The organism is Siminovitchia acidinfaciens (assembly GCF_003605385.1).
Lineage (GTDB): Bacteria > Bacillota > Bacilli > Bacillales > Bacillaceae_C > Siminovitchia > Siminovitchia acidinfaciens.
Genome location: NZ_QYTV02000014.1, coordinates 56,045 through 70,074 on the forward strand (window position 1 = coordinate 56,045; position 14,030 = coordinate 70,074).

Consider the following 14,030-nt stretch of genomic DNA (forward strand, 5'->3'; position numbering starts at 1 on the left):
TCACACTATTATTAGTCACGGAGTTCTGGTTTGCGAGTATAAAAACCTCCTGATCCGGCGAGGATGATAGCATGTCGAACGGCTGCTGCGCCGCTAACGGAAACGGAGGAAATGAAATTGAAAAAAGGCACATTAAAACAAATATTGTTAATTACCGACGGCTGTTCCAATAAGGGGGAAGACCCGGTTGCCATGGCATCGCTGGCGCGGGAAAAAGGCATTACCGTCAATGTGATTGGCGTGATGGAAAACGATGCGATAGATGAAAAAGGGATGGCAGAAATCGAAGGAATTGCCATGGCCGGCGGTGGAATCAGCCAAATCGTTTACGCGCAAAAATTATCAGAAACGGTTCAAATGGTAACAAGGAAAGCGATGACACAGACGTTGCAAGGAGTCGTGAACCGGGAGCTGCGGCAAATTTTGGGCAGCAATACTTCTCTTGAGGAGCTTCCACCTGATCAAAGGGGAGAAGTGATGGAAGTGGTTGATGAACTCGGGGAAACATCCGACTTGGAGGTCTTGGTTCTTATTGACACAAGCGCCAGCATGAAGTTCAAGCTTCCGACAGTGAAGGACGCACTTTTGGATCTCTCACTGAGCTTGAATGCCCGTTCAGGCAGCAATTCCTTTTCTGTGCATGTCTTTCCCGGAAAAAGACGGGATGTGGAAAAGTTGTTGGATTGGACACCGCATCTAGACAAATTGACCGGCATTTTTCCAAAATTAGCCGCGGGCGGCGTTACACCTACAGGACCAGCCATTCAAGAAGCTGTTGCCTCTTTCTCAAAAAACCGCTCAATAAGGGGGCTTCTCTCGAGGGATGAAGAATACCTGGACGAATCGATGTAATTTTCCGCGGGGAACTCTTATTGAAGGAAAATGGCACAGGAAGCGCTATAAGATTATCCGAAAACTTGGGAGCGGAGCAAACGGCGTCGTTTACCTCGCCGAGGGAAGGGGTGGCTATACCGCACTCAAAATGAGTGACGACAGCATGTCCATCATATCCGAAGTAAATGTGCTCAAAGCTTTTTCTAAGGTCCAGGGGCCAGTCCTTGGACCTTCTTTATTGGATGTGGATGATTGGGAAAAGGGTCCTGGCAAGACGATTCCATTTTATGTGATGGAATATATCGAAGGGCCGGATTTGCTCACTTTTGTACGTGAAAAAGGCCGACATTGGGCTGGAATATTAATTGTGCAGCTGTTGAATATTTTGGATCAAATGCACCGTCAAGGCTGGATTTTTGGTGATTTGAAACCGGAAAACCTGATTGTGTCCCACCCCCGGACAAGAATTCGGTGCATAGACGTAGGCGGAACAACGAAAGAGGGGCGCTCCATCAAGGAGTTTACTGAGTTTTTCGACCGTGGCTACTGGGGTATGGGATCCAGAAAGGCGGAGCCCTCCTATGATATATTTTCCGTTGCGATGCTGATGATTAATATCTTTTACCCTTCCAGGTTCACCAGAAAAGAAAGCGGGCTGGGACAATTAACCGAGGTGATAAAAAAGAATCCGGAGCTGCTTCGTTTCGAGCGGATTCTGCATAAAGCCCTTGAAGGAAAATATGTAAGTGCCGGTGATATGAAAGAAGAACTGCTAGTAACGCTTTCTGCACAAAGTTCGAGATCGCAAAAGTACGCAAGAAAAAGTCAACAAAGCCAAGGGAGAAAGGGATCGGTTCAGGAAACTGCCGGCGTTCTGTTTGTCACTTCATTTTTATATGGGTTGTACATATATTTATTTTTATTATAAAAGGAAAGTTTCGTGAGCTTCCTTCTAAAAAGTGTTAAACTTATGGTTATAATTAAGCGTTTTTCATATAAGTGTAAGGGAATAGATAATCAAATGCTGGACTTTGAGAAAAAGACAAAGAGCTTTATAGAAAGACACAGGCTTTTGCACCATGGGGATTCTGTGCTTGCCGCTGTGTCCGGCGGCCCGGATTCCATGGCAATGCTTGATTTCTTGGCGATGAGGCAGGTTGACTTAGGCATCAGTCTGACAGTCGCCCATGTAGACCATATGCTCCGTGGGGAAGAATCTGTCCGGGATCTTGAATATGTTCAAGCTTATTGTGAAAAATATGGATTGCAGCTGAAGACGGCATCCATCGATATTAGTCGCAAGATGGAGATGGAACAAAAAGGGATGCAGGAAACTGCGCGCCTGTACCGTTACAAGTTTTTTAAGAATGTCATGGAAGAAATAGGTGCAGACAAGCTCGCTGTTGCGCAGCATGGGGATGATCAAATCGAAACGATTCTCATGCGGCTGACAAGAGGGAGCAGTGGGAAGGCACGAGCTGGCATGCGGCCCATTCGTGCATTTGGTAAGGGGACATTAATCCGCCCGCTCCTTGGGGTGACGAAGAATGAGATCCAGGAATATTGCACATTTCACCAATTGCACCCGAGAATGGACCCCAGCAATGAAAAGCCCTCTTACACAAGAAACCGTTTCCGGTTGGATGTGCTTCCGGCTCTAAAGCGTGAAAACCGGCAAGCCCATGAACATTTTCAGAAATTCAGCGAGGATTTATTGGAAGATGAAGCTTATTTGGAGGCGTTAGCGGAACGCGAAATCAGGGCTGTATCGGAGTTTGGAGACGGCTCAATCCAGTTGAAAATCCCTAAGTTTTTTCAAATGCCTTTGCCTTTACAAAGGAGGGGTATTCATCTAATATTAAGCTATCTTTATAAGAAAAATATTACCCTTGTGACATCTTGGCATGTTCACTTGATCGGGGAGCTTTTACAGGGTGAAAACCCTTCAGGGAAGCTGGATTTTCCCCTTGGTTTGAAAATTATCCGCTCTTATGAGAACTGCCTTTTTACGTTTGAACAAACAAAGCAGGTGAACGGGTACGAGTATGAATTGAAAGCCGGACAGGAAGTTGAACTTCCGAATGGAAAAATTGTTCGGTTGGAAAAAGCTTCGGAAACCTCTGCAGGCCATGGTGAGGATTGCTTTGTTTTTACTGCCTCAGACATACAGCTGCCGCTGACTGTGCGGACTCGGAGACCCGGAGATCGGATCAAGGTAAATGGAATGGATGGAACGAAGAAATTAAAAGATCTGTTCATCGATGAAAAAATCCCACGATCATTAAGGGACAGCTGGCCGGTTATCGCCGACCATGCGAACCGTATCATATGGATTCCTGGATTGAAAAAATCCTTATATGGGGTTTCACCTCAATGTAATGGACATCAATATATCTTGTATTACAGAACCTCTAGGGGGCAGCAAAGCCAATGAAAAATGACATTGAAAGAGTTTTGATCACAGAAGAAGAAATTCAAGAGAAAATTCAGGAGCTCGGTGCACAGCTTACGGAAGAATACGACGGCCGATTCCCACTTGCGATTGGTGTATTGAAGGGGGCCATGCCATTTATGGCGGACCTTTTAAAAAGGGTCGATACATATTTGGAAATGGATTTTATGGATGTTTCAAGTTACGGCATGTCAACAACCTCTTCTGGCGAGGTTAAAATCCTGAAAGACCTGAATACGCCTGTTGAAGGCCGGGATATCTTAATTATCGAAGATATCATCGACAGCGGGGTCACGCTGAGTTATCTCGTGGATTTATTCCGTTATAGGAAAGCCAAATCCATTAAAATTGTCACTCTGCTCGACAAGCCGGAAGGAAGAAAGGCAGATTTGAAGGCTGACTATGCAGGCTTTGTTGTTCCGAACGCTTTTGTTGTAGGGTACGGGCTGGATTATGCAGAAAAATACCGGAACCTACCTTATATTGGGGTTTTGAAACCCGAGGTATATGGCAATAATGAAAGTTAATGAATTATATGAAAAATTGCAGTTGTGATTTGTTGTAAAGTTCGAAATGACTATGATACTATTGAATATAGTTTTTTTACCGTGGGAGGAGGCTAGGGATGAACCGGATCTTTAGAAACACAATCTTTTATTTACTTATCTTTCTCGTTCTCATTGGGATTGTCAGCTGGTTTAACAATACCAACGAAACGACACAAAATATATCGTATAAAGAATTTGTCTCTCACTTGGAAAATGGGGATGTAAAAGAATTTTCCATACAGCCAGAAAGAGGCGTCTATGAGGTTATCGGACAGCTGAAAGGCGCCAAAGAAGGCGAGCATTTCATGACTTATGTTATGAATAACCCTGAAATGCTTGATCGCATTGATGCTGCTTCATCTGAAGTGGAGGTCATGCCGGCGAAGGAAACAAGCGGCTGGGTATCCTTCTTCACAACGATCATTCCTTTTATCATCATCTTTATTTTATTCTTCTTCTTGCTCAATCAGGCACAAGGTGGCGGAAGCCGTGTCATGAATTTCGGAAAAAGCAAGGCGAAGCTGTACAGTGAAGAGAAGAAAAAAGTCCGATTCAAAGATGTAGCAGGGGCGGACGAAGAGAAACAGGAATTGGTCGAAGTCGTAGACTTTTTGAAAGACCCGAGGAAGTTCTCTGAGTTGGGGGCCCGGATTCCAAAAGGGATCTTGTTAGTCGGACCTCCTGGAACAGGTAAAACTTTGCTTGCGCGAGCAGTAGCAGGGGAAGCGGGAGTGCCGTTCTTCTCAATCAGCGGTTCAGACTTCGTGGAAATGTTTGTCGGTGTGGGTGCGTCAAGGGTTCGTGATTTGTTCGAAAATGCGAAAAAGAATGCGCCATGTATGATATTTATTGATGAAATTGATGCTGTCGGCCGCCAGCGCGGCGCCGGTCTTGGTGGTGGACACGATGAGCGGGAGCAGACGCTGAACCAATTGCTCGTCGAAATGGATGGGTTTGGTGAAAACGAGGGTATCATCATCATCGCAGCTACGAACCGTCCGGATATCCTTGACCCAGCGTTATTACGTCCAGGTCGTTTTGACCGTCAAATCACGGTTGATCGTCCGGATGTCAATGGAAGAGAAGCTGTCCTTAGGGTTCATGCGAGAAATAAGCCGCTTGATGAGTCGGTTGACTTGAAGGCGATCGCTATGAGAACGCCAGGCTTCTCAGGTGCTGATTTGGAAAACTTGCTGAATGAAGCTGCATTGATTGCAGCCCGCCGCAATAAAAAGGCAATTGACATGAGTGATGTCGATGAAGCGACAGACAGGGTCATTGCAGGACCTGCCAAGAAAAGCAGGGTCATTTCCCAAAAAGAAAGAAATATTGTTGCCTACCATGAAGGCGGGCATACTGTCATCGGATTGGTTCTTGATGAGGCGGATGTAGTCCATAAGGTAACGATTGTCCCAAGGGGCCAAGCGGGCGGATACGCCGTCATGCTGCCGAAGGAAGACCGTTACTTCATGACGAAGCCGGAGCTGCTTGACAAAATTACAGGCTTGCTCGGAGGCCGCGTAGCGGAAGAAATCACATTCGGCGAAGTGTCCACCGGAGCTCACAATGACTTCCAGCGAGCAACAAATATTGCCCGCAAAATGGTGACCGAATACGGAATGAGCGAAAAGCTTGGACCTCTTCAATTTGGCCAGGCTCAAGGCGGCCAAGTATTCCTTGGCAGAGATTTGCATAATGAGCAAAACTATTCGGATGCCATCGCATTTGAAATAGACAAGGAAATCCAGCGAATTATCAAAGAATGCTATGCTCGTGCAAAAGAGATTTTGACAAAGCATCGCGACAAGCTGGAATTAATCGCTCAAACTTTATTGGAAGTGGAAACTTTGGATGCTGAACAGATCAGAAGCCTGTTCGATACCGGTAAATTGCCGGAGCGTTCTGTAAGGCCTTTGAAAGTGGATGATGAAAACGGAGAAGCGCCTAAAGTGACACTTCAGTCCAAAGAAGAAGAAACAGATCCATTGGCTATTGATGAAAAGCGTCCGGAAGATCCGCTCAGCCCACCTGAGAAATTGGGACCGACAAAGGCTCCAGATCCGAAAGATGCTGATACAGATAATAAAGAATAGAAAATACGAAGACACTGATACATATCGGTGTCTTTTTTCTTTTGTGACGAATCGCTTTAATGGTATGATGTGTGAAGAAAAAGTCTTGTAAAAGTTGGTGAGGAGCTTGATTTTTGTTTTAGATGTGGGAAATACAAATACGGTTCTCGGTGTTTATGACCATGACCACTTAAAATATCACTGGCGATTTGAAACAAACCGCCATAAGACGGAAGATGAGTATGGAATGATCATCAAGTCTTTATTTGAGCATGTGGGCATTCGTTTTGACCATATAAAGGGGATTATCATCTCTTCTGTTGTGCCCCCCATCATGTTTACAATGGAAAAAATGTGTAAAAAGTATTTTAAGGTAAAGCCATTGGTTGTGGGACCGGGAATAAAAACAGGTTTGAATATAAAATATGAAAATCCCCGTGAAGTCGGGGCGGACCGAATCGTGAACGCAGTAGCAGGAATTCATGAGTACGGAAGCCCGCTGGTTATCGTAGACTTTGGGACAGCGACCACTTTTTGCTATATCAATGAAAAAGCCGAATATACAGGCGGGGTAATTGCCCCTGGTATTGGTATTTCTACGGAAGCTTTGTACTCCAAAGCCGCCAAGCTGCCGCGAATTGAAATTACACATGTAGATGAAATCATCGGTAAAAATACGGTGGCAGCCATGCAGGCGGGTATTTTATTTGGATTTGTCGGACAAGTTGAGGGAATTGTGAACCGCATATTTGAGAAGAGTAAAAAGAAACCGACTGTCATTGCTACTGGCGGTTTAGCGACACTCATTTCCTCGGAAACGGAAATGATCGAAATTGTCGATCATGATTTGACGTTAAAAGGTTTGCATTTAATTTATAAAAGAAATATTTCAGGTTAAGAGGTGTCTATTATGAGTGATTATATGATAAAAGCCCTGGCATTTGATAAACAGGTCCGCGCATATGCGGTAAATAGCACAGAGACGGTTGGGGAAGCCCAACGGCGGCATCAAACTTGGCCAACAGCATCGGCCGCGCTTGGAAGAGCGGTAACGGCGGGTGTCATGATGGGCGCCATGTTGAAGGGAGAGGAGAAGCTGACTGTTAAGGTGGAAGGCGGTGGGCCGATTGGAGCGATTATCGTTGATTCCGACGCCAAAGGCCATGTACGCGGCTACGTATCCAATCCTCAGGTCCATTTTGATTTAAATGAAGAAGGCAAGCTTGATGTACGGCGGGCGGTTGGAACTGATGGTACATTGACTGTCGTTAAAGACATCGGTCTTAGGGATAATTTCTCCGGACAGGTGCCAATCGTCTCCGGTGAGTTGGGTGAGGATTTCACCTATTATTTTGCAATATCTGAACAAACGCCTTCTTCGGTTGGTGTTGGTGTGCTAGTTAATCCTGATAATTCGATTTTGGCAGCCGGTGGCTTCATCATACAATTAATGCCCGGAACGGATGAAGAGACGATCAGCAAAATTGAGGAAAGCATCACGAAGACCCCGCCTGTATCAAAAATGATCCAAGACGGATTGACACCGGAAGAGATCCTTAACCAGCTGCTCGGTGAAGAGAACGTCACAATCCTCGAAAAAATGCCAGTCGAATTCAGATGCGCATGCTCCAAAGAAAGGTTTGGCCGTGCGATAATAAGCTTAGGCAAAGCAGAAATCCAGGATATGATTACAGAGGATGGAAAAGCCGACACGCAATGTCACTTTTGCAATGAAGAATATCACTTCACAAAAGAAGAATTGGAAGAGCTTAAGGAAGAGGCTTAAATGGCCTAGGATTTTTTTACTAAAAAATCTTATTCTGGGCAATCGTTACCGTTGACAGAGTGGTCGCAACGTGGTAGTTTTAAATAAACCAATATAAATACTCGGAATTAGAGGTGGAGGAAAAATGTCACGAATTGCAAACTCGATTACGGAACTAATTGGAAACACCCCGATTGTTAAGCTGAACCGTTTAGTTGATGCGGACAGTGCGGATGTCTACGTAAAGCTTGAATACATGAATCCTGGAAGCAGTGTAAAAGACCGGATTGCCTTGGCGATGATTGAAGCCGCAGAAAAAGAGGGAAAGCTGAAAGAGGGAGACACGCTGATTGAACCTACCAGCGGCAATACTGGTATCGGCCTTGCAATGGTTGCGGCGGCCAAAGGATACCGCGCAGTTCTTGTCATGCCTGATACGATGAGCATGGAAAGACGGAATCTCTTGCGTGCTTATGGAGCGGAATTAGTGTTGACTCCGGGTGCTGAAGGAATGAACGGCGCTATTAAAAAAGCCAATGAGCTTGCAGAGGAGCACGGCTATTTCTTACCTCAGCAATTCGAAAACAGTGCAAATCCAAAAATTCACCGTGAAACAACAGGTAAAGAGATTGTTGAGCAAATGGGGGACCAGTTAGATGCGTTTGTTTCAGGAATCGGTACAGGAGGTACAATTACAGGTGCCGGCGAAGTATTGAAAGAAAAATATCCCGACATCAAAATCTATGCGATTGAACCGAAAGATTCCCCAGTGTTATCCGGAGGAAAACCAGGTCCTCATAAAATCCAAGGTATTGGAGCAGGATTTGTACCAAAGGTATTAAATACGGATGTGTATGATGAAGTAGTGACAGTATCAAACGAAGATGCATTTGAAACAGCTAGAAAAGCAGCCAAAGAAGAAGGGATTCTTGGCGGAATTTCTTCCGGAGCCGCCATTAACGCAGCTCTTTCTGTCGCCAAAAAACTCGGCAAAGGAAAAAAAGTCTTAGCAGTTCTTCCGAGCAACGGCGAGCGCTATTTGAGCACACCACTTTACCAATTTGAAGACTGAGAGAAAAGCGGAGGTGCCTTGCTCAGCCCCGACAAGCATAAGGCGAGTGTTGAAGAAGGCGTAGTCTGCCTTCAGCAACAATTGGCTTATGACCTCGAGGGGCTAGGCGGCGCAGCTAGACAGTAGAAAAGCGCAGGGCGACGTTTTAACAATATGAAAAGCCGAAGCGCCCGCCGGGCGCTGGTTGATTAAAAGGCAAGTCCAATTCCGGGCTTGCCTTTTATTTTTCATTTAGAGGCAAAAGAGTTAAACTAAGAAAAAATAGTGAAACGAAGGGAATGCAGGAAAAGAATGATCATCAATTGCGGGAAATATACGCTTGATTGCAATCAAAAAACACTGATTATGGGAATTCTCAATGTCACGCCGGATTCGTTTTCAGACGGCGGACGCTTTAACGCTTTGGACATAGCGATTGAGCATGCGCAGGAGATGGTCAAGGAGGGCGCGGATATCATTGACGTTGGCGGTGAATCGACTCGTCCGGGCCACGAACCGGTCGCGGCCCAAGAGGAGATCGACAGAGTGGCTCCCGTAATAGAAGCTGTCGCTTCGGCTGTTGATGCGCCGATCTCCATCGATACATATAAAGCAAAAACCGCCGAAGCGGCAGTGGTGGCGGGGGCCCATATCATCAATGATATTTGGGGCGCAAAAAATGACCCTGAGATAGCCGCCGTGGCGGCAGAACGTAATGTTCCGATTGTTTTGATGCATAACAGGGACAACCGCAACTACACGGAGTTTATCCGTGATGTGCTGAATGATTTATATGAAAGTATTTCAATTGCAAAAAAAGCTGGGGTTCCGGATGAAAACATCATCTTGGATCCTGGTATCGGGTTTGCCAAAGACCATACTGAAAATCTGATAATGATGAGAAATCTTGATAAGCTTGTTGGCCTTGGTTACCCAGTGCTGCTTGGTACTTCAAGGAAACGGATGATTGGCACCGCGCTCGATCTTCCGGTGGAAGAACGAATGGAAGGAACGGGTTCCACTGTCTGCTTCGGAATTCAGAAGGGATGCCACATCATGCGAGTGCATGATGTGAAAGAGATTAGCCGCATGGCGGCCATGATGGATGTTCTTGTAGAAATGGGGGAGCGGCGTGGATAAAATTTATTTAAATAAAATGGAGTTTTACGGAAACCATGGTGTATTTTCTGAAGAAACAGTCCTTGGCCAGCGCTTCACCGTGAATGTCGTGTTAGAAACCGATCTGCAAGCCGCTGGGCGCTCAGATAAACTGGAAAAAACAATCAATTATGCAGAAGTATACACGCTTTGTCAGGAAATTGTAGAGGGGAAGAGATTTGACCTGATTGAAGCGGTAGCTGAAAATATAGCGGGTGACATTTTGAACAAGTTTGAACGCGTCGAAAAAGTCCATGTGAAAGTGATCAAGCCCAATCCGCCAATTAAAGGCATATATGACTCGGTCGCTGTCGAAGTCACTAGAGGTCGCCATGAATAATATTGCTTATTTATCGCTCGGCTCCAATATCGGCGACCGGGAAAACTGGTTAAAAGAAGCAGTCAGGGAATTGGAACAGACAAGTCGAATTCGTGTTGAAAAAGTATCATCCATATATGAAACGGATCCTGTCGGCTTTACAGAGCAGGATCCCTTTCTAAATATGGCCGTAAAGGTCTCAACGTCGCTGACGGCCCGTGAACTTTTAGACCGTTGCCTGGAAATTGAGGAAGAGATGGGTAGAGTGAGAGAAATTAGATGGGGACCCAGAAAAATCGACCTTGACATTTTATTATATAATAACGAAAATATTGAGATGGAGGACTTGCGAATTCCACATCCTCGAATGACTGAGCGAGCATTTGTCCTTGTTCCGTTATTGGAGATTGATGGAAAAGTCAGGCTTCCGAAGCAAAGTGTTACTTTGGGTGAAGTATTAAGCGAAATACCTGATAAAGAAGGTGTTCGGTTATGGAAACAGATAAATGGGGAAGGCGGATCCGAGCTTTTCGGAAGCTGAAGGGCCGTACCCAAGAAGGTCTGGCAAGGGAAATCGGGATATCCGTTTCGGTTTTAGGAGAAATAGAACGGGGAAGCCGTCTTCCGTCAGGGCAGATACTAAAGAAGATTTCCGACGTGCTTTCAGTTCCGGTAGAGGAATTGACACCGCCGGATGAGTTGGATAAATAAAATTAAGGAAGGGGGGGCTTTATGCTTAAAATTGGCGATATCGAAATGAAGAATCAGGTGGTTCTTGCCCCGATGGCGGGAATCTGTAACTCTGCATTTCGCTTGACTGTTAAGGAATTCGGTGCAGGTCTTGTCTGTGCGGAAATGATCAGTGATAAAGGTATTGTTTTCAAAAACCAGAAAACGATGAACCTGCTCTATATTGATGAGCGCGAAAAGCCATTATCTCTTCAAATTTTTGGCGGTGAGAAGGAAACTTTAGTTGAAGCGGCTAAATTTGTGGACAAAAATACTACTGCTGATATCATCGACATCAATATGGGTTGCCCGGTTAACAAAATCATCCGCTGTGAAGCGGGTGCCAGGTGGCTGTTGGAACCCGAAAAGATTTATGATATGGTTTCTGCCGTAGTTGATGCTGTCGATAAGCCTGTTACAGTAAAAATGCGAATCGGATGGGATGATGAGCATGTTTTTGCAGTCGAAAATGCGCAGGCTGTGGAACGGGCAGGAGGCGCGGCTGTTTCCATGCATGGTCGGACGCGCGTTCAAATGTATGAAGGACATGCCAATTGGGATATCATCCGCGAAGTGAAACAATCTCTGAACATACCATTGATTGGGAATGGAGATGTCCAAACACCTCAGGATGCCAAACGGATGCTTGAAGAAACAGGTGTGGACGGTGTAATGATTGGCCGCGCAGCACTTGGGAATCCGTGGATGATTTATCGAACAGTTAAATACTTGGAAACCGGAGAGCTGACAGACGAGCCGACGGTAAGAGAAAAGATGGAAGTTTGCAAACTTCATCTTGACCGCCTAATTGCATTGAAAGGTGAGAATATAGCGGTTCGTGAGATGCGCAAGCACGCAGCTTGGTATTTGAAAGGCATTCTTGGCAATGGAAAAATCAGAAATGCCATCAATGAATGTACAACAAGGGAAGAGGTTGTCCGATTGCTTGATCATCTTGTTGAGGAAACTGAACATGGTGAAAGAAAAGCGGGATAAACATTCTTACTTAGCTGCCATTAGCTGGCAGTTTTTTTTAAGGTTAAAGAAAGTAAAAAAATAGATTAAGTTTATTTTCAAACAAGTATGTTTTGTGTCTAGCTCCAGGCGCCATCGGCTCGAGGTCACAAGCCAAATTGCTGTGGTGGCTGAAAAGCTGCCTCCTCGCAATTCGTCTTGTGCTTGTCGCCGATAGACGGGCGCCTTGCGCTTTTCTTTATAGAGGATGCCTAGTTCCTCAATTTTATGTACAATATGTAAATGAGGAATGGCTTTATTATGAGATTGGAGTGGAAAAGATGAGTCAGGAAGAGTTGAACGATCAACTTCAGGTTAGACGCGACAAAATGACTTCTTTGCGGGAAAACGGTATTGATCCATTTGGTAAACGGTTTGAGCGTACGGAGTTAACTAAAGATATTAAAAGTAAATTTGATAGTAAACCAAAAGAAGAACTAGAGGAAATGGCCCAGTCAGTTACTATCGCAGGACGGATCATGACGAAGCGCGGAAAAGGAAAAGCCGGCTTTGCCCATATCCAGGATTTAACGGGCCAAATTCAAATATATGTCCGCCAGGATGCAGTAGGCGATGAGCAGTACGATATTTTTAAAACAGCTGACCTTGGGGACATCGTCGGTTTGACCGGAACTATTTTTAAAACAAAAGTAGGCGAACTATCTATTAAAGCAACTGACTTTACGTTGCTTACTAAAGCATTGCGCCCCCTTCCTGAAAAATTCCATGGATTGAAGGACGTTGAACAGCGCTATCGCCAACGCTATCTCGATTTAATCACAAATGAAGAAAGCAGAGAAACTTTCATTGCAAGAAGTAAAATTATCCAGTCTATGCGCAGGTATCTGGATGGACAAGGCTTCTTGGAAGTTGAAACTCCAATGCTCCATGCCATCGCTGGGGGAGCGGCTGCCCGTCCATTTATCACACACCATAATGCATTGGATTCGCAATTTTACATGAGGATTGCGATTGAACTGCATTTGAAACGCTTGATTGTCGGCGGCCTTGAAAAGGTTTATGAGATTGGCCGTGTTTTCAGAAATGAAGGGGTCTCAACAAGACATAACCCTGAATTTACGATGATTGAATTATATGAAGCCTATGCGGACTTCAACGATATTATGGAACTTACGGAAAACATGATAGCCTCTATTGCTAAAGAGGTACTGGGGACAACTTCTGTCAAATACGGTGATTATGAAGTTAACCTGGAGCCGAAATGGCGCCGTCTCCATATGGTGGACGCGGTAAAAGAGCATACTGGCGTCGATTTCTGGAAAGAGATGTCTGATGAAGAAGCTATCCAGCTTGCCAAGGAGCATAATATCGAAATTACAGAACATATGACTTATGGACATATCGTCAATGAGTTCTTTGAGCAGGTCGTTGAGGAAAAACTCATTCAGCCTACTTTCATTTACGGGCATCCGGTTGAGATATCCCCACTGGCGAAAAAGAATGAAGACGACCCAAGATTTACGGATCGATTCGAACTATTTATTGTCGGTCGGGAACACGCAAATGCATTTACAGAATTGAATGACCCAATAGATCAACGTCAAAGATTTGAAGCTCAATTGGAAGAAAGAGAACAAGGGAATGACGAAGCGCATGAGATGGATGAAGATTTTATCGAAGCGCTTGAATACGGAATGCCTCCTACTGGGGGACTTGGAATTGGAATAGATCGTCTTGTCATGCTACTGACAGACTCCCCTTCCATAAGGGACGTGCTACTCTTCCCATTAATGAGGAACCGCGATTGATCACTGGAACCCTGCCGTTTGGCACGGGTTCTTTTTTAGTTTTATATAGGTGAATAAAAAAGCAAAAAAACTATTGCATGAAAAGTAAAAAGGTGTTATATTAAATATCGTTGCTCGTGAGGGCAACAAGGCAATAAAAAAGTTTTTAAAAAGTGTTGACTTTAAAAAGTCGACATGATATATTTAAAAGGTCGCTTCAGACGAGGTGAAGAAAACAATTTAAAAAAATTGTTGACAAGCCAAGTTGGATGCGGTATAATAGAAAAGCTGCTCGAGAGAGCAACTGCAAGTTTGATCTTTGAAAACTGAACGAAACGAA

At 44.8% G+C, this 14,030-nt stretch carries 14 protein-coding genes; all 14 read left to right on the forward strand.

Features of this window, described 5'->3' with window-relative positions:
* Positions 1-111 precede the first annotated feature (111 nt).
* The 14 genes from D4T97_RS19475 (at position 112) to lysS (ending at position 13,711) form a co-directional block, all read left to right on the forward strand.
* Positions 112-852 carry a VWA domain-containing protein gene (locus tag D4T97_RS19475; RefSeq protein WP_328588787.1) on the forward strand — a complete coding sequence of 247 codons (741 nt, stop codon included), beginning with the start codon at positions 112-114 and terminating at the stop codon, positions 850-852.
* On the forward strand, positions 824-1,762 hold the full coding sequence (locus D4T97_RS19480; protein ID WP_126052450.1) for a serine/threonine protein kinase: 939 nt from the start codon (positions 824-826) through the stop codon (positions 1,760-1,762). Before D4T97_RS19475 ends, D4T97_RS19480 begins: the two co-directional genes overlap by 29 nt.
* A gap of 42 nt (positions 1,763-1,804) precedes the next feature.
* Entirely contained in the window at positions 1,805-3,268 is a 1,464-nt protein-coding gene (tilS, locus tag D4T97_RS19485) for a tRNA lysidine(34) synthetase TilS (RefSeq protein WP_235872320.1), read from the forward strand.
* A complete protein-coding gene (gene hpt / locus D4T97_RS19490; protein WP_126052451.1) occupies positions 3,265-3,813 on the forward strand; it encodes a hypoxanthine phosphoribosyltransferase in 549 nt (182 codons plus the stop codon). The genes tilS and hpt overlap by 4 nt, the downstream gene beginning before the upstream one ends.
* A 98-nt stretch (positions 3,814-3,911) precedes the next feature.
* Complete coding sequence (ftsH, locus tag D4T97_RS19495; RefSeq protein WP_126052452.1) at positions 3,912-5,927, forward strand: ATP-dependent zinc metalloprotease FtsH; 2,016 nt, start codon at positions 3,912-3,914, stop codon at positions 5,925-5,927.
* Positions 5,928-6,033: 106 nt separating this feature from the next.
* A complete protein-coding gene (locus D4T97_RS19500) occupies positions 6,034-6,804 on the forward strand; it encodes a type III pantothenate kinase (protein ID WP_126052463.1) in 771 nt (256 codons plus the stop codon).
* A gap of 12 nt (positions 6,805-6,816) precedes the next feature.
* Entirely contained in the window at positions 6,817-7,692 is an 876-nt protein-coding gene (gene hslO / locus D4T97_RS19505; protein ID WP_126052453.1) for an Hsp33 family molecular chaperone HslO, read from the forward strand.
* A 124-nt stretch (positions 7,693-7,816) separates the two neighbouring features.
* Positions 7,817-8,743: a cysteine synthase A gene (gene cysK, locus D4T97_RS19510; RefSeq protein ID WP_126052454.1), complete on the forward strand. Its 927-nt coding sequence runs from the start codon at positions 7,817-7,819 to the stop codon at positions 8,741-8,743.
* A 291-nt stretch (positions 8,744-9,034) separates the two neighbouring features.
* Positions 9,035-9,862, forward strand: a complete 828-nt coding sequence (folP, locus tag D4T97_RS19515) for a dihydropteroate synthase (RefSeq protein WP_126052455.1) — start codon at positions 9,035-9,037, stop codon at positions 9,860-9,862.
* Positions 9,855-10,220 carry a dihydroneopterin aldolase gene (gene folB / locus D4T97_RS19520; RefSeq protein ID WP_126052456.1) on the forward strand — a complete coding sequence of 122 codons (366 nt, stop codon included), beginning with the start codon at positions 9,855-9,857 and terminating at the stop codon, positions 10,218-10,220. The genes folP and folB overlap by 8 nt, the downstream gene beginning before the upstream one ends.
* Positions 10,213-10,740 (forward strand): 2-amino-4-hydroxy-6-hydroxymethyldihydropteridine diphosphokinase, encoded by a 528-nt coding sequence (gene folK / locus D4T97_RS19525; RefSeq protein WP_126052457.1) that lies wholly within the window; start codon positions 10,213-10,215, stop codon positions 10,738-10,740. The genes folB and folK overlap by 8 nt, the downstream gene beginning before the upstream one ends.
* Positions 10,692-10,910: a helix-turn-helix domain-containing protein gene (locus D4T97_RS19530; RefSeq protein WP_126052458.1), complete on the forward strand. Its 219-nt coding sequence runs from the start codon at positions 10,692-10,694 to the stop codon at positions 10,908-10,910. Before folK ends, D4T97_RS19530 begins: the two co-directional genes overlap by 49 nt.
* Before the next feature lie 21 nt (positions 10,911-10,931).
* Complete coding sequence (gene dusB, locus D4T97_RS19535) at positions 10,932-11,924, forward strand: tRNA dihydrouridine synthase DusB (RefSeq protein WP_126052459.1); 993 nt, start codon at positions 10,932-10,934, stop codon at positions 11,922-11,924.
* A gap of 299 nt (positions 11,925-12,223) precedes the next feature.
* Positions 12,224-13,711: a lysine--tRNA ligase gene (gene lysS, locus D4T97_RS19540; RefSeq protein WP_126052460.1), complete on the forward strand. Its 1,488-nt coding sequence runs from the start codon at positions 12,224-12,226 to the stop codon at positions 13,709-13,711.
* Positions 13,712-14,030 lie beyond the last annotated feature (319 nt).